We start from the raw sequence: 15,978 nt of genomic DNA, 5'->3' as shown, positions 1-15,978 counted from the left end.
CGTTTACTCGTCCTAGTTGATCGTCACCACTGTGCCCGCGCGGTTCGGGAACTCGACGAAGCCGGTGGAGCGCTGACCGGTCGGCAGCCCGGACCAGGACGCCGTGACCTGGAAGGGCGTGAATGCGGCCGGTGCGGTCGACGGGCTGACCTGCAGTGCGCCACCCGACGTGGACGTCACCACGTTGGTCTGCATCGTGTACTGCGTGGTGTCTGCACCCGGCGGGTTGGACAGGGTGATCGCGAGAACACCCCAGACCCCAGGAGCCGGTGCCGCAACGCTGGCCGACGCCTGGTTGGAGCCGTCACCGACGAACGACAGCAGCTGCATCTGGCCGTTCACGACCTTGTAGAGCACCAGCCAGATGCTGCCGGCCGGGTCCACGGTCTTGATGTTCCACTGCACCGCCTTGGAGTCCGCGGTGACAGTGACCGGGTAGTTCGGCAGGTCCGCATCCGCAGCACCAGCCGGTACGGCGCCCGGCACCAGCGGAGCCGAAACCACACCGTAGGAGCGGATCGGCGTACCCGCCTTCCCCGCGGTCGCTTCGAAGGACACCGAGCCGGTCGCACCGCTGCCCGACACCGCAGTCGGAGCGAGGACAGAGGTCGGTACGACGGCAATCGGGCTACGGACCGTCTTGCCTGCGCCCTGCCAGGTCAGCCAGCCGCTGGTGGTGTCACCCGACGGCGCGGTGTCCTGCGTGAGCTTCACCTTGAACGTCTTGGTCTGACCGGCCTCGGTGAAGTTGAGAATCGACGGCGTCACCACTGCCTTCATCCCAGGCACTGAAACGGTCGCCCGGTACAGCCCTGGCGTCACTGCGGTGACGCGACGGGTGATGGTCTGCGTTCCGAGCAGTTGGCCGACCGCGATCGACGGAGTGTTGTAGTCACTCGGGTCGATGGCGGGTGCGCCCGTACCGGTGTTGACTCCGCTGCCCTCGAGGTAGCCCAGCCAGTCAGCGTCACCGGAGTCGTAGACCAACCCCGGGTCGAGCATCTTGGCCGGTTGGACCTCGCCGGCGCCACGGTCGAACGGGTTGCTGTTCACTGCGCCCGTGGACGTGAGGACGTCGCCAGCTGTAGTCATGAGTGCCGACTTGACGGCCATGGGCGACCAGTCCGGGTGCTTGGCCAAGTACAGCGCCGCCAGACCGGCCACGTGCGGAGCGGCCATCGACGTACCCGAGTAGAACGCGTAGCTCTGGCCGGCGTTCGTCGGCGGAGCGACTGCGGCCAGTACGTTCACACCAGGTGCGGCGAGGTCCGGCTTCAGCAGGTCACCGTTGCTCGACACCGACGGTCCACGCGACGAGAAGTCGGCCATCTGCGGGTAGGGCTCGTTGACGCCAGTCTTGTTGCCGGGCAGGAGTTCTGCCGTCTCATTGCCCCCAGCCGCATACGCCTTGACGGTCAGAGCGTCGGGGACGTTCAGGTGCACAGTCGGTACGACGTGCGAGTCACCCAGCGCGTCCTGGTCGAACAGGTTCAGCAGCACCAGCCCAACGCCACCAGCACGCTTTACCTCGGCGGACTTGTCCACTCGGGCACCCACACCGCGCTCACACACCACGATCTTGCCGGCGGTCTTAGCCGGGTCGAGCGTGTCCGGCAGACAACCCAGTGCATCCGAGTCGCTAACGCCAGCAGCCTTCACAGCAGGCCCATTGACCAGAGCCTTGTTGCCGGTCGGCAGTGCGATGCTCGTGCTGATCCCGGCGTACTTCTGCCCGTTGCCAAGCACCACAGTCCCCGCGTACGGCGCTGTCGTGCTGGCGCCGACCGTGGTCACCCACGGCGAGGTGTTGTCGAGCGTGGACGCCTCCGGACCCGAGTTGCCACCGGCCGCGGACACGAAGATGCCGGCCGATGCCGCGGACAGGAACGCGAGCTGGACCGGGTCGGTGTGCGCGGACTCGAAGATCGAACCAACCGAGTAGTTGATGACGTCGACGCCATCGGCCACGGCCTGGTCGATCGCGGCCAGGATGTCCGAGGTGAAGCCGCCGGAGTTCACGCCGTCCTTGCCTTCCCAGAGTGCCTTGTAGACGGCGATCTTGGCGCCCGGCGCCACTCCGGACACAGCGCCGAAGTTGATGCCGCCCACTGCGACATCGACGCCGGCGTTGCCCGCGGCAGTCGAGGCGGTGTGGCTGCCGTGGCCTTCACCGTCACGTGGGGAGACGTAGTCGGCCCGCCCCTCCGGCGGGACGACGCTGAGCCAGCCGTCACCGAAGTACTTGGCGCTGATCAGCTTGGTGTTGCAGAGGTCCGCGGTGAACTGTTCACCAGCCTCACAGCTGCCGGTGAACGTGTCGCCGTCGGCCTTCTGCATAACGGTTTCGGTGCCGGAGCGGTACGGCCGGTACGGGTCCGCAGCAGTCGCTGGCTTGGTGCCGAGCTTGGGCCCGGAGAAGGATGCGCTCTCGGGCCAGATGCCGGTGTCGACGACGCCGACCACGACGCCCTTGCCAGCTGCCGCCGTACCGCCGAGTGCTTTCCAGACTCCGGTCTTGCCGGACAGCTTCAGGAAGTCGGTCGACTTGCGGTCATCCAATGCGACGCGCAGCTGGTCGGGGGCGACAGAGACCACGCCAGGCGTCTTGCTGAGCTCGTTGACCTGCTGGGAGGTCAATGAGGCAGTGAAGGCGTTCAGTGCGGTCGAGTAGTCGTGGGAGACCTTGGCGCCGACGCGGGACGCGACCTCTGCGTGCTTGCCGGCCAGGAAAGTGCTGTAGCGCTTGGCGTCGGTGCTGTTGACCTGCACCTTGCGGCCGGCGGCGGGCTTGGTCGCCTTGAGACCGCTCTGGCCACCTTGGTACGTCGCAACCGGGTTGTCGGCCAGAGTGACGACGTACCGGCCGGGTGCGAACTTCGGCAGCCCCATCGGGGTGGTTGCCGGTGCGGCGATGGTTTGTGCGGTGCCTGGTGGAGTCACCAGGGCGGTGGTGATCAGCACGGCGCCGGCGAGTAGAGCGGCGCGCCGGCGCAGGTTGGGATGGTTCACGAATTGCCTCCACGAGGGACGGGCGGGGTCGCGAAGAGCCTGCCAATCCACCGCAGCGACTACACCGTTTTGGCTTCAACTAGCCGCTGGCCAAAACCTGCCACTCACCGGAGGCGGGTTCCGGACAGGGTCGGGTATCCGACGGCGCCGACGCATTGACCCGGTAGTTATGGAGCATCTCTACTAAATGGACCCTCGAGGAGGTTCCATGCGTGCACGATGGCTTGCTGTTGTCGTTGGGCTCTTGCTGGCCGGCATCACGGTGCCTGCCCAGGCCGCGAACATCCTGACCAATCCCGGCTTCGAAACGGGCTCACTGAGTGGCTGGTCCTGCTCCGGCGGCTCGGTCGTCACCACTCCGACCCGGACCGGTGGCTATGCGCTCAACGGTGGCGTGACGAGCTCCGACCTCGCACAGTGCAGTCAGACGGTCGCCGTGCAGCCGAGTACGTCGTACACCTTGTCTGCTTGGGTCCGTGGCTCGTACGTCTACCTGGGCGTCACCGGTGGCACGTCCACCTGGACGCCATCGGCCGCGAGCTACACGCAGCTGAGTCTGTCCTTTACTACTGGTGCGAGTCAGACGTCCGCACAGATCTATGTGCACGGGTGGTACGGCCAACCGGCGTACCAGGCCGATGACTTCAGCTTGGACGGACCAGGAGGCACACCGGGTGCACCAAGCGCTCCCGGTACGCCGACAGTCACCAGTACGACGAACTCCGCCATCTCACTGAGTTGGCCGGCCGCTACCGGCACAGTCACCGGTTATCGGGTCTACGAAGGGACAAGCGTCGTACAGACCGGCACTGGAACCACAGCCACGATCACTGGGCTCTCGGCGTGCAGCAGTCACACGTACTCGGTGGCGGCGTACAACAGCGTCGGTGAATCAGCCAGGTCGGCCTTCACGTCAGGTACGACGGGAGGCTGCACGAGCACGGGATTGCCGAAGCACGCGCTGATCGGCTACCTGCATGCGAGCTTCGCGAACGGATCCGGGTACGTGCGGATGGCCGACGTACCGGCGGAGTGGAACATCATCAACCTCGCCTTCGGGGAACCGACGTCGGTGACGTCGGGCGACATCCGGTTCAACCGCTGCCCGGCGAGTGAGTGCCCGAACGTGGAGAGCGATGCGGACTTCATCGCGGCGATCCGGGCCAAGCAGGCCGCCGGGAAGAAGGTGCTGATCTCGATCGGCGGTGCGAACGGACAGGTCCAGCTGACCACTGCAGCGGCCCGGGACGCGTTCGTCAGTTCGGTCAGCTCGATCATCGACCGGTACGGGTTGGACGGGCTGGACATCGACTTCGAGGGGCACTCGCTGTACCTGAACGCCGGGGACACCGACTTCCGCAACCCGACGACTCCGGTGATCGTGAACCTGATCTCGGCGTTGAAGACGCTCAAGGCGAAGTACGGCGCGAAGTTCGTGCTGACGATGGCCCCGGAGACCTTCTTCGTGCAGGTCGGGTACCAGTTCTACGGCGGCGGGGGTGGCGGCGACAACCGCACCGGGTCGTACCTGCCGGTGATCCATGCGATGCGGGACGCCCTGACCGTGCTGCACGTCCAGGACTACAACTCGGGTCCGGTGATGGGGCTGGACAACCAGTACCACACCATGGGCGGCGCCGATTTCCACATCGCGATGACCGACATGATCAAGGCCGGATTCCCGGTGGCCAACACCGGCCAGACCTTCCCCGGACTCCGGGAGGACCAGATCGGGTTCGGGCTCCCGGCAGCAGTCAGCGCGGGCAACGGCTACACCGCCCCGGCAGCCGTGCACCAAGCGCTGGACTGCCTGGTGAAGGGCCAGAACTGCGGTGGATACAGCCTCCGCGGCGGCGCGTCCCCGGCGTTCCGCGGGCTGATGACGTGGTCGATCAACTGGGACCGCTACTACAACTGGGAGTTCCAGAACAGCCACGCGCCGTACCTCGCAGCACTGCCCTGAACCCGGCCGGCCGTGTCCGGTCCGCGCCCAGCCCCCGCGGACCGGATTCGGCCTGTGGATTAACGATCCCTGTTTGTAGGGTTCCGCTGGTATGAAGGACGCATGACAGCGTCAACGACCCGCCCGGTGATCCTCACCGTGGACGACGACCCCGGCGTATCCCGATCGATCGCCCGTGACCTCCGCCGTCGGTATGCCGAGGACAACCGCATCGTCCGGGCGGAGAGCCCGGCCCAGGCGCTGGACGCCCTGAAGGAGCTGAAGCTCCGCGGTGAGCCGGTGGCGCTGCTGCTGGCCGACTACCGGATGCCCCAGATGTCCGGCATCGAGTTCCTCGAGGCCGCGATGGACCTCTTCCCGCTCGCCCGCCGGGTCCTGCTGACGGCGTACGCCGACACCGACGCGGCGATCCAGGCCATCAACGTGGTCGACCTCGACCACTATCTGCTCAAGCCGTGGAATCCGCCGGAGGAGAAGCTCTACCCGGTGGTCGACGCGATGCTCGACCTGTGGAAGGAGACCCCGGAGCCGTCCACCGACGAGACCCGGGTGATCGGCCACCGCTGGTCAGCGCCGTCGTTCGCGGCCCGCGACTTCCTCGCCCGCAACGCCGTGCCGTACCGCTGGCTCAGCGTGGACGACGAGGAGAGCAAGCGGCTGCTCGACGCGGCCGAGGTCGACGGCTCGAGCCTCCCGGTCGTCATCACCCCGGACGGCACGGTCATGGTTGCGCCGTCGGAGGCCGATCTGGCGGACAAGGTCGGGCTGTCGACCTCGCCGGCCAAGGAGTTCTACGACCTGGTCGTGGTCGGCGGCGGTCCCGCGGGTCTTGGCGCCGCGGTGTACGGCGCCAGCGAGGGACTGCGGACAGTGTTGGTCGAGCAGTTGGCGACAGGCGGTCAGGCAGGTCAGTCGAGCCGGATCGAGAACTACCTGGGCTTCCCGGACGGGGTGTCCGGAGCACAGCTGACGGACCGGGCCCGGCGGCAGGCAGTCCGGTTCGGGGCCGAACTGCTGACCGCTCGCCAGGTGGTCGGCCTGGAGACGCTCGGAAACGCGCGCAAGCTGCAGTTCTCCGACGGCAGCGAGATCTCGGCGCACTCGGTGATCCTCGCGACCGGCGTCTCGTACCGGACCCTCGAGGCCCCCGGCGTCGGCGACCTCTGCGGCCGCGGCATCTACTACGGCTCGGCCACCACGGAGGGCCCCGCCTGCGCCGGTGCCGAGGTCTACATCATCGGCGGCGCGAACTCCGCGGGGCAGGCCGCGGTCTATTTCTCCAGGCATGCCAAGACCGTGCATATGCTGGTAAGAGGACCATCGCTCACCACGACGATGTCGTCGTACCTCATCGACCAGATCGACGGGATCGACAACATCGAGGTGCATACCTGCACGCAGGTCGTTTCCTGCAAGGGCTCGGAGCATCTGGAGCGAGTCATCCTGCAGAACAGTGCGACCGGTGAGAGTCGCGAGGTAGACACGGAGTGGATGTTCGTGTTCATCGGCGCGGCGCCGCGGACGGACTGGCTGCCGGGTGACCTGCAGCGCGACGAGCGTGGATTCGTCCTCACCGGTCCGGACCTGCACGGCAAACCGCCGGGCTGGGCCCTGGAGCGGGAGCCGTACCACCTGGAGACGAGCATGCCGGGCGTGTTCGCGGCCGGCGACGTACGGGCGGAGTCGGTCAAGCGGGTCGCCTCCGCGGTCGGCGACGGAGCGATGGCCGTGACTTTGGTGCACCGATACCTGGAGATGCTCTGATGACTGACCAAACAGTGGAGCCGCGGCGGCTGAGCCCCGACGAGCTGCGCACGCTGTTCCTGTTCGAGAGCCTGACCGAAGAGCAGCTGCAGTGGCTGTCCGACACCGGCCACGTCGAGACCTTGAACGACGGGACCGTGTTCAACGAGGGCGACGAGGCGACCTGCTGCTACGTCCTGCTCTCCGGCGGGATCCGGCTGTGCAAGCTCTCGCACGGTGAACTGGTCGAGATCAACCGGACCACGCAGCGCGGGGTCTACTCCGGTGCGTTCAACGCCTTCTTCGGTGCCGCCGACCACAAGTCCTACACGGCCACGATGCAGGTGACGGAGCCGTCGGAGTTCTACGTGATCGGCGCCGAGGCGATGGCGACGATGATGAACACCTGGTTCCCGATGGCCGTGCACCTGATCGAGGGCTTCGTGATGGGCATGCGGCGGACCAACGAGACGCTGGGGGAGCGCGAGCGATTGCTTGCCCTCGGCTCCTTGTCGGCCGGCCTCACCCACGAGCTAAACAACCCGGCCGCGGCGGCGGTCCGGGCCGCGGCGACCTTGCGGCAGCGGGTCTCCGGGATGCGGTCGAAGCTGGCGATGCTTGCCGACGGCACCCTCGACGCGACCAAGCTGCACAAGATCGTCGAACTGCAGGATGATGCGGTCGAGCGGCTGGAGAAGACCAAGGACAAGGACATCCCGCCGATGGAGTTGTCCGACGCCGAGGACACGCTGACCGACTGGCTGGACGACCACGACGTGCAGGCGAGCTGGGATGTCGCGCCGGTGCTCGCGGCGGCCGGTCTGGACGTGGACTGGATGGAGGACGTGCTGACCGCGGTCGGTCCGGCGTACCTCGAGGGCGCGGTGCGCTGGTTGATGTACACGATCGACACCGAGTCGCTGATGAACGAGATCGACGACTCCGTCACCCGGATCTCGACGCTGGTGGGTGCGGCCAAGCAGTACTCGCAGATCGACCGGGCGCCGTACCAGACCATCGATCTGCGCGAGCTGCTGAAGTCGACGCTGGTGATGATGTCCGGCAAGCTGCAGGGCCTCGAGATCGTGAAGGACTTCGATCCGGACCTGCCGGCGATCCCGGCGTACGCCGCCGAGCTCAACCAGGTGTGGACGAACATCATCGACAACGCGGTCAGCGCGATGGGTGGATCGGGCACGCTGACGATCCGCACCAAGCGGGACGGCGCCTACGCGGTCGTCGAGATCGGCGACACCGGCCCGGGCATCCCGGACGAGATCCGGCGCCGCATCTTCGAGCCGTTCTTCACCACGAAGCCGATCGGCGAGGGCACCGGCCTGGGTCTCGACATCTCCTGGCGGATCGTGGTGAAGAAGCACCACGGCGACCTGCGGGTGGAATCCGAGCCAGGCAACACCCGCTTCAAGATCATCCTGCCGTTGGATCCGGAGCGGGAGCTCGAGTCGGACCCGGCGCTACTGTCGTAGCAACCAACTGACGATGGTGGTCAGCGCCTCGGGATCCACATGCTGGGGCGCTTCGTAGTCGGCCATCGTCGAGGGTCCGGTGCCGGGGAAGAACAGGTGGTTGTCGGCCGCCAGGACCTCGACCGTGGCATCGGGAAGGCCGCGTTGCCACGCGGGCAGGTCGTCGGCGACGGTGACCTGGTAGTCGCGACCGCCCTGCAGGATGAGAATCGGCCGGTCGACCTTAGCGGCGGTGGCGACCGGGTCGTACTCGCGCAACTCCAGCCAGAACGATCCCGGTAGCCCGAACGGCAGCTCCTGTGCTGGTGTGTCGACGGCGAGCTCCGGACTGTCAACCACAGCAGCCTGCTGCGCGAACTGTTCGACGACCTCCGTTGGCACGCCGAGGTACCTCAACACTCGTACAGCGGCATGGTGCATGGGCTCCGTATCGCCGGCCATGATCACCAGCCCGGCAACCAACGGTTCCTCCGCCGCGATCCTCGGCGCCACCTTCCCGCCCATGCTGTGGCCCACCAGGAACACCTGGTCGACGTGCGGTTGGAGAGCGCGTACAGCGGCAATCGCATGCGGCACGTACTCCGCCGTCATGGTGTACCCGGGCTCGGTCATCGCCTCGGGCCGGTTCGCCGTGACCTTGTCGAAGCGCAGCACGGCGATACCTCGGCTGGCCAGACCCCACGCGAGATCCTTGAGCGGCTTGTTCGGCCCGGCGGTCTCGTCCCGATCGAACGGACCACCGCCGGCGAGCAGCACGACGCCGATGCGCGGGTGCTCTTTCGGCAGCGTGAGCGTTCCCGGCACCGTGCGGCCGTCCGCCTCGAGGGTGATGTCCTGCTCGACGAAGAGCGAAGGATCGGCGTACGGCGGTTGGGTCCAAGCGGTCATCGACTCACCTTTCTCGGAGATTGAGAAAGGTAGCATGACGTGAGATCGTTGCGCCATGGGTCCGTTGGAACTGCTGGGTCATCCCGTCCGGCTGCGCATCGTGCACGCACTGCGGGGTGGTCGGGAGCTGACGACCGGCGAGCTGGGTGTGCGGATCGCGGATGTCTCGAAGGCGACGCTGTACCGGCACGTCGAGTTGCTCGCCGGGGGCGGGATCCTCGAGGTTGCGGACGAACGCCGGGTGCGCGGCGCGGTCGAGCGGCGGTTCCGGCTGCGGGTGGAGCGGGCCTCGATCAGTGCCGAGCAGGTGGCGCAGCTGACCGCGGATGACCATCGGCACGGGTTCGCCGTGGCAATGGCTGCGTTGATCGCCGAGTTCAACTCCTACCTCGATCACGACGACGCTGATCCGATCGAGGACCTCGTCGGCTATCGGCAGCACGGGATCTGGCTCAGCCGGGAGGAGTTGGAGCAGCTGATCGAGGGGATGCGGGCGGCGATCCTGCCCGTGCTGGGGAATCAGGCCGCGCCGGACCGGTCGCGGTACCTGCTCAGCCCGATCCTGTTCCCGGTGGAGGAACAGGACTGAGGCCTGTCACATCTCCGTGCTCGGGTACGTCAGGACGACATAACCCCACAGAGCAGGAGAAGCTGATGAACGCAGTCGTACGGGTTCACACCTTCAAGGTGGAGCCTGAGAAGCTGGACGAGTTCCGCACCCGCCGCGCGGCCGTGATCGACCTGATCCGCTCGGCTCACCCCGGTCTGACCTCCACACGGTTGGTCCGCCTCGACGACGGCACCTACACCGACACCTGGCACTGGGAGTCGATGCAGGCGATGGCCGCGGCGTTCCCCCTGGCGCAAAGCCCCGAGGCTGCCGCAGCCTGGGAATTCACCTCGGACTCCACCGCTGTGAACGGTGAGGTCGTCGACGAACACTAGGCCTCGAGGTCGGCGACTGCGGCGCGGGCGGCGGAGGTGAAGGACCAGAAGAGCGGCAGGGTGGTGTTCTTGCGCTCGGCCCGAGTGTTGGTGCCGAACATCGCCAGGCGTAGCGGGGTGGTGAGTTCCAACTGGGCGCCGGTGGTGAGCAGGGTGCGGTTGGCGATGTTGGCGGGTTCCTCACCGGCCAGGTCGGGGATGGACGCGGCGTCGACGGCGTTCAGACCGGCAGCGCTGAGCCTGGTGAGAAGGTGAGACTTGAAGGTTGGGTTGCGGCCGCCGACGAGGACGGCCTGGGTGCCGTCGGGCAACTCGGCCTGCAACGTCGTACAGCCGTGCAGGCCGAGGGCGTTGAGTGAGCCGGCTGCCAACGCGCGGGCGACGTGGTCGTCGCAGCCCGTCGACGTGACGTGGAGCGCGCCGTTGCCGAGACGGCGCAGGCCCTCGAACATCCAGTAGTCGTGGAGCGGTCCGTCGGCTGGGGTCGGGGTGAGATCAGCTGGGTGGTAGCCCGCGATCGCAAGACAGAGTTCCGACGTACCGGTCTCGATGCCGCCGCCGTGCGGGGCCAGGATCACGGTGCGCTGGACGGCGTACTGCTGGGAGAGGTCGTCGTCGAACCACTCGTGCCGCCGGTACCGCCGCGAGTAGTCGACACCTTCGGTCAGCGCGGGGTCGGCGTACAGGGCCGTGTTGCAGGGGTACGCCATCCCTCCACTTTGCGCCTGCTGGGTGGGATGAGCCACGGTTCGGCGTACGTAAGGACAGGTAGTAGTGCCGATCCGCACGTAGATCTGGTCGAGCTCACGCTCAGCCGGGGGTATGCGTAGACGACTACGTCCTGTTCTTCGGTACGTCAGCGCAGGGCGGTGCCGTGGGTGTGGGTGAGGAGGTGGAGATCGTCGCGGGTGGGGAGGGATTCCCAGTCGCCGAGGGCGGTGACGCAGAAGGCGCCGGAGGTGGTGGCGCGGTCGAGGCGGGCCTCGGGGGAGAGGTTGTCGAGGGCGGCGGAGAGGTAGCCGGAGACGAACGCGTCGCCTGCGCCGATGCTGTCGACGACCGTCACCGGGAGGGCGGGCCGGTGGATGGTGCCGTCGGACGAGTGTGCCCAGGCACCCTTGCCGCCGGCCGTGACAACGACCTGGTCGATGGTGTCGTGGGCGAGGAGGTCGGTGGCTGCGTCGGGGGAGTCGGTCAGGAGATCGAGTTCGTCGTCGGAGGCGAAGACGGTGTGGACGTGGGGGAGGAGTTCGCGCAGCGCGGTCGCGGCGTCGGCGCGGGACCAGAGCCGGCCGCGGTAGTTGACATCCAACGAGACCCGGATCCCCGCCGCAGAAGCCGTGCGTACGGCGGCCAACGTCGCGGCGCGAGTGGTATCCGACAAAGCCGGGGTGATGCCGGTGACGTGAAGCAGACTGGGTCGAGTCGCTTCGAGGGCGGCGACCACTTCGTCCGGATTGAGGGTTGAGCCGGCCGAGCCGCGGCGGTGGTAGCTGACCCGGGTGATGTCGTGCGACGGCTGGTCGAATGCGATGAACCCGGTGAACGAGTCCTCGGAGAACCGCAACCGGCTGGTGTCGACGCCTTCGGCGCGCAGGGTCCGCTGGATCAGCCGGCCGGGCTCATCGTTGCCCACGGCACCTACCCAGACGGCCTGATGGCCGAGCCGGGACAGCCCGATCGCCACATTGGTCTCGGAGCCGGCGATCGACAGGTGCGCGTCCCCGCCCAGTCGCATCGGCCGGGCGGTCCGCAGCGAGACCATGGTCTCGCCGAGGGTGAGGAGATCGGTCATCTCAGACTCCGAGGTGAGGTCAGATACCCAGGGTGGTGCGGAAGGCGGCCGCACGGGCGGCCAGGTCTGCTTGCGGACCGCCGGTCCCGGCGTCGCCGAGCAGAGGGGAGCCGACTCCGACCGCGAGTGCTCCGGCGGCCAGGTACTCAGGGGCCGACTTCGCGTCCACGCCGCCGACCGCGATGAGCGGAGCGTCGGGGAAGGGCGCTCGGAGTTCCTTGAAGTAGCCCGGTCCGTGAAGCTTCGCGGGGAAGATCTTGACCGCAGTGGCGCCCAGGTCGAGGGCCGCGACCAGCTCGGTGGGCGTGAGGGCTCCACACAGGACGGGCAGGCCCAACTGAATGCTGCGGTGGGTGCCTTGGGTGATGGCCGGCGTGACCACGAAACCGGCCCGGGCTGCGGCGACCTCGTCGGCCTGGGCCGGGGTGATGACCGTGCCGGCGCCGATCAGGATGGACGGGTCGTACTCGGACCGCGCCTTGGCGATCGCCTCCATCGCGCCTGGCGTGGTCAGCGAGACCTCGAGCGCGGTGATCCCGGCCTCGACCAGGGTGCGGATGCAGTCCAGGGCGCGGTCGGGTCCGTCGGCGCGGATGATCGCGAGCATCTTGCGGTTCCGGAGTTCGGCAAGCAGATCCATGGGATTCCTCCTGGGGTCCAACCTATTAGATCGACGCGGCGGAGAGAGTCAGCCGCCAGGTCAGCTCACCACTCGCCGGTACGACTGCGGCATCGTCCGGACCCGCCGTGGCCAGGTCGAACACGCGACCGAGCATCGGCTCCACCCCCAGACTCCGGTACGGCGTCCCGTCCGGGAACCCGGCCAGGTTGCGCCACACCGCCGTCGAGACCGGTTGCCCAGGGCAACTCAAGGTCAGGGTGAGCTCGGCGCCACGATCGCGGACCGAGACGGTCGGGCAGTCCACTAGCACCCCGCCGACCGCCGTCCCGTCCGACGGCCCATAGGTGGTCAGATCGAGCCGGGTCGGCCACGCATCCGCCACCCAAGGAGCCTCGACCGGCCACGGGTCGGGAAGCAACGACGCTGCCTCCGGGTAGAGCCGGCACTCGGTGCCGACGGGCGCCCAGACGAACGCCCCGACGGCACAATCCAGTAGGGCGTGAGCCGCCCAGATGAAGCGATACCCCGGTGGCGCCTGCAGGCGATAGTCGACCACAACCGTGTCCGTGCCCGCGGTGAACGCGCGCGTCAGGGTGGCATCGCCGTACGTGACCGAGTTGTCCCACGGCTGGTTCCACAGACCACCGTGATCGGGCGTACCGCGGACGGTCGGGAAGCACTCGTCCAACCCGCCGGCGTCGGTGAAGAGCTCGTCGCCGGTGCGCGGGCCGGACAGCAAACCCGGTCCGGCCCAGAGCCATTCGCGTCCGGCCAGCCACAACGAGGTCCAGCGACCGCCGTCCTTGGGGTCGACCGCCACCTGGCGCCCAGCCGCTGGGGTCACCATTCGGCGAACGACCCGTCTTCGTGGGTCCACACCGGGTTGCGCCAGGCATGACCGATCTTGTCGGCGGCGCGTACGGCGTCCTCGTCGATCGTGATCCCCAAGCCTGGCAAGGGATTCCACTCGGCGTGCCCGTTGACCCAGGTGTACGGCGTGGGATCGACGACGTACGACGTCAGGTCACTCGCCACGTTGTAATGGATGCCGCGGCTCTGCTCCTGGATCAGGAAGTTCGGCGTCGCGAACGACACCTGCAGGCTCGCCGCCAGCGAGATCGGACCGAGCGGACAGTGCGGGGCCAGCATCGCGCCATGGGTATCAGCTAGTACGGCGATCCGCCGCAGCTCGGAGATCCCGCCCGCGTGCGATACATCGGGCTGGAGCACCGCGACACCGGCGTTCAGTGGACCGACGAAATCGGCGCGATGGTAGAGCCGCTCGCCCAGCGCGACCGGAACGGTCGAGGCGCTGACCACGTCGGCCAGGTGGGCCATGTGCTCCGGCAGCACCGGCTCCTCGACGAAGAGCGGCTGCAGCTCCTCGACAGCGTGCAGAATCCGCCGCGCTCCGGCGACACCGACACGGCCGTGCAGGTCGATGGCGACGTCGCGAGAATCGCCAAGCACTGACCGGGCCGCACCCAGTCGCGCGACGATGTCGTTGATCTCGGCAACCGAGGGTGACGTCTGGATCCGCCCGCTGCCGTTCATCTTCACCGCGGTCATGCCCGCCGCGACCTGTTCGGCCACGGAGTCGGCCACCTCGGCCGGCTCGTCGCCGCCGACCCAGGCGTACACGCGGACCCGATCGCGGACCCGTCCGCCGAGCAGTGCCGAGACAGGAGCGCCGTACACCTTGCCGGCGATGTCCCAGAGGGCGTGGTCGAGTCCGGCGACCGCACTGCTCAGCACCGGACCGCCGCGGTAGAAGCCACCCTTGGTGAGCACCTGCCAGTGCCGCTCGATCTGCAGTGGGTCCTGGCCGATCAGGTACTCCGACAGGACGTCGATCGCGGCCCGAACGACTTCCGCCCGTCCCTCGACCACGGGTTCACCCCAGCCGACGACGCCGTCGCTCGTCTCGATCCGGCAGAACAGCCAGCGCGGTGGGACCAGGAACGTTTCGATCCGCTCGATCTTCACTTGCGCCGCCCACGCGTGGATCCGCGGACCTCGGTCAGGTCCTCGGCCGCCTTCGCCAGCAGTTCCCGCATCGCGAGCTCGGCCGCGGCCGGATCGTGCGCCCGTACGGCGTCGACCACGCGCTGGTGACTCGGGATCGGATCGTCGGACGGCTTCACCTTGTGCACCAGTCGGTCACGACCGGCGAGCCCGGTCTCCATGATCACTTCCATCTTCGTGAGCAGTTCGTTCCCCGTTGCTGCGAGCAACGCCCGGTGGAACGCAAGGTCCGCGTCGACCGCGGCCACATCGTTGGTGGCCGACGCCATCCCGGCCAGCGCTACGTCCAGCGCCTCGACATGCGCGTCGGAAGCTCGCAACGCGGCCAACCGCGCGGCGGCCGGCTCGACGATGCCGCGAACCTCATGCAGTTCCTCGAGCAATTCCGGGCGTACGTCGTCGTCGAAATGCCAGCGGATCATGTCCGCGTCGAGCAGGTTCCAGTCCGACCGTGGCCGGACGAACGTGCCGCGCTTCTGCCGCGCGTCGATCAAACCCTTCGTGGTCAGCACCTTCAACGCCTCCCGGACCGCGGTCAGGCTGACGCCGAGGTCGGCCTGCAGGTCGGGCACGTTGATGGTCGCGCCCTCCGGGATCTGCCCGGACAGGATGCGCTGTGCCATCACCTCCACGATCTGACCGTGCAAGCCCCGACTGACTCCGCGCTGGATCCCCGTCACGCTGATCTCCATCTCATGCCGAGACTCATGCTGAATCCTTCACCGCGGACCATCCGCCGTCGACCACCAGGCTGGCGGCGGTCACGTACGACGCCTCCGCCGACAACAGGAACGCCACCACCTGAGCCACCTCGTCCGGCTGCCCGAGCCGCCCGACCGCCGTCGCCTGCGCACTGCGCTCCCGGCCCTCGGCGTCGACGCGGTCCCACATGGCGGTCTCGATCGGCCCCGGAAGCACAGTGTTCACCCGGATCGATCCGCCGTACTCGACCGCGAGTTGCCGGCCGAGTGCGACCAGTGCGCCTTTGGTTGCCGCATACGCCGGATGTCCGGGGAGCCCGACCAGTGCGTGCACCGAGGACATCAGTACGACGGATCCCTGGCCGGCCGCGAGATCGTCGTACAAGGCCTGGAAGCCGAGGAACGCTGCGGTCAGGTTCACATCGAGCTGCCGTTGCCAGGACGACGGGGACAGCTCGTGGGCCGGTTTGACGTCTGGGAAGGCCGCGTTGCTGACGAGTCCATCGATAGGGCCCAGCTCGTCGCGACCGCGCGACCGAACCTCGGTCCAGGTGTCCGGCGCGGCGACATCACCCAGTACGGCGATCGCCTTGCCTGGCACCTCCGGACACGCGTTGATGTCGACCTGGATCACCGAGGCACCCTCGTCGAGGCAACGCCGCACACAGGCCGCGCCGATCCCCGACGCGGCCCCGGTCACCACGACCACCCGCCCACCCAGCCGCACCCGCGCCTCCTTCAGCCCCTGCACCAGACCACGCCGCCACTCAAGCACGCCGGGCCGACCGTTCCAACGATGA

14 protein-coding genes are annotated in these 15,978 nt (G+C 67.8%); 5 read left to right on the top strand and 9 right to left on the bottom strand.

Annotated features, from left to right (window positions below):
- Positions 1 to 12: 12 nt before the first annotated feature.
- A complete protein-coding gene (locus AB0L70_RS19805) occupies positions 13 to 3,009 on the bottom strand; it encodes a S8 family serine peptidase (protein WP_363686004.1) in 2,997 nt (998 codons plus the stop codon).
- Positions 3,010 to 3,217: 208 nt separating this feature from the next.
- Here AB0L70_RS19805 and AB0L70_RS19800 point away from each other — a divergent pair, with 208 nt between their 5' ends.
- From AB0L70_RS19800 to AB0L70_RS19790, 3 genes are all read left to right on the top strand, one after another.
- Positions 3,218 to 4,972, top strand: a complete 1,755-nt coding sequence (locus tag AB0L70_RS19800) for a glycosyl hydrolase family 18 protein (protein ID WP_363686002.1) — start codon at positions 3,218 to 3,220, stop codon at positions 4,970 to 4,972.
- 102 nt (positions 4,973 to 5,074) lie between these two features.
- On the top strand, positions 5,075 to 6,736 hold the full coding sequence (locus AB0L70_RS19795) for an FAD-dependent oxidoreductase (RefSeq protein WP_363685999.1): 1,662 nt from the start codon (positions 5,075 to 5,077) through the stop codon (positions 6,734 to 6,736).
- Positions 6,736 to 8,202 (top strand): ATP-binding protein, encoded by a 1,467-nt coding sequence (locus AB0L70_RS19790; RefSeq protein WP_363685997.1) that lies wholly within the window; start codon positions 6,736 to 6,738, stop codon positions 8,200 to 8,202. Before AB0L70_RS19795 ends, AB0L70_RS19790 begins: the two co-directional genes overlap by 1 nt.
- On the opposite strand, the gene AB0L70_RS19785 is transcribed toward AB0L70_RS19790, so the two are convergent.
- Positions 8,191 to 9,090 carry an alpha/beta fold hydrolase gene (locus tag AB0L70_RS19785; protein WP_363685995.1) on the bottom strand — a complete coding sequence of 300 codons (900 nt, stop codon included), beginning with the start codon at positions 9,088 to 9,090 and terminating at the stop codon, positions 8,191 to 8,193. The genes AB0L70_RS19790 and AB0L70_RS19785 overlap by 12 nt on opposite strands.
- A gap of 55 nt (positions 9,091 to 9,145) precedes the next feature.
- Between AB0L70_RS19785 and AB0L70_RS19780 the strand changes: the two genes are divergently transcribed.
- Positions 9,146 to 9,679, top strand: a complete 534-nt coding sequence (locus tag AB0L70_RS19780; protein ID WP_363685993.1) for a helix-turn-helix domain-containing protein — start codon at positions 9,146 to 9,148, stop codon at positions 9,677 to 9,679.
- A gap of 65 nt (positions 9,680 to 9,744) precedes the next feature.
- The gene (locus AB0L70_RS19775) at positions 9,745 to 10,035 is read left to right on the top strand and encodes an antibiotic biosynthesis monooxygenase (RefSeq protein ID WP_363685991.1); all 291 of its coding nucleotides are present in this window, start codon (positions 9,745 to 9,747) and stop codon (positions 10,033 to 10,035) included.
- Here AB0L70_RS19775 and AB0L70_RS19770 read toward each other — a convergent pair.
- From AB0L70_RS19770 to AB0L70_RS19740, 7 genes are all read right to left on the bottom strand, one after another.
- A complete protein-coding gene (locus AB0L70_RS19770) occupies positions 10,032 to 10,745 on the bottom strand; it encodes a poly-gamma-glutamate hydrolase family protein (protein WP_363685989.1) in 714 nt (237 codons plus the stop codon). The genes AB0L70_RS19775 and AB0L70_RS19770 overlap by 4 nt on opposite strands.
- Before the next feature lie 146 nt (positions 10,746 to 10,891).
- Entirely contained in the window at positions 10,892 to 11,830 is a 939-nt protein-coding gene (locus AB0L70_RS19765) for a sugar kinase (protein ID WP_363685987.1), read from the bottom strand.
- Between the two features lie 19 nt (positions 11,831 to 11,849).
- Complete coding sequence (locus AB0L70_RS19760; protein WP_363685985.1) at positions 11,850 to 12,470, bottom strand: bifunctional 4-hydroxy-2-oxoglutarate aldolase/2-dehydro-3-deoxy-phosphogluconate aldolase; 621 nt, start codon at positions 12,468 to 12,470, stop codon at positions 11,850 to 11,852.
- Positions 12,471 to 12,495: 25 nt separating this feature from the next.
- Complete coding sequence (locus tag AB0L70_RS19755; RefSeq protein WP_363685983.1) at positions 12,496 to 13,299, bottom strand: hypothetical protein; 804 nt, start codon at positions 13,297 to 13,299, stop codon at positions 12,496 to 12,498.
- Positions 13,293 to 14,438: a galactonate dehydratase gene (dgoD, locus tag AB0L70_RS19750; RefSeq protein WP_363685981.1), complete on the bottom strand. Its 1,146-nt coding sequence runs from the start codon at positions 14,436 to 14,438 to the stop codon at positions 13,293 to 13,295. Before dgoD ends, AB0L70_RS19755 begins: the two co-directional genes overlap by 7 nt.
- On the bottom strand, positions 14,435 to 15,169 hold the full coding sequence (locus AB0L70_RS19745; protein ID WP_363685979.1) for a FadR/GntR family transcriptional regulator: 735 nt from the start codon (positions 15,167 to 15,169) through the stop codon (positions 14,435 to 14,437). Before AB0L70_RS19745 ends, dgoD begins: the two co-directional genes overlap by 4 nt.
- Before the next feature lie 13 nt (positions 15,170 to 15,182).
- On the bottom strand, positions 15,183 to 15,953 hold the full coding sequence (locus AB0L70_RS19740; RefSeq protein WP_363685977.1) for an SDR family oxidoreductase: 771 nt from the start codon (positions 15,951 to 15,953) through the stop codon (positions 15,183 to 15,185).
- Positions 15,954 to 15,978 lie beyond the last annotated feature (25 nt).

The sequence above is a fragment of the Kribbella sp. NPDC051952 genome (assembly GCF_040680855.1).
In the GTDB taxonomy this organism is placed as follows: domain Bacteria; phylum Actinomycetota; class Actinomycetes; order Propionibacteriales; family Kribbellaceae; genus Kribbella.
The sequence above is the reverse complement of the archived record's forward strand: the minus strand, read 5'-3'. Positions and strand labels throughout refer to the sequence as shown.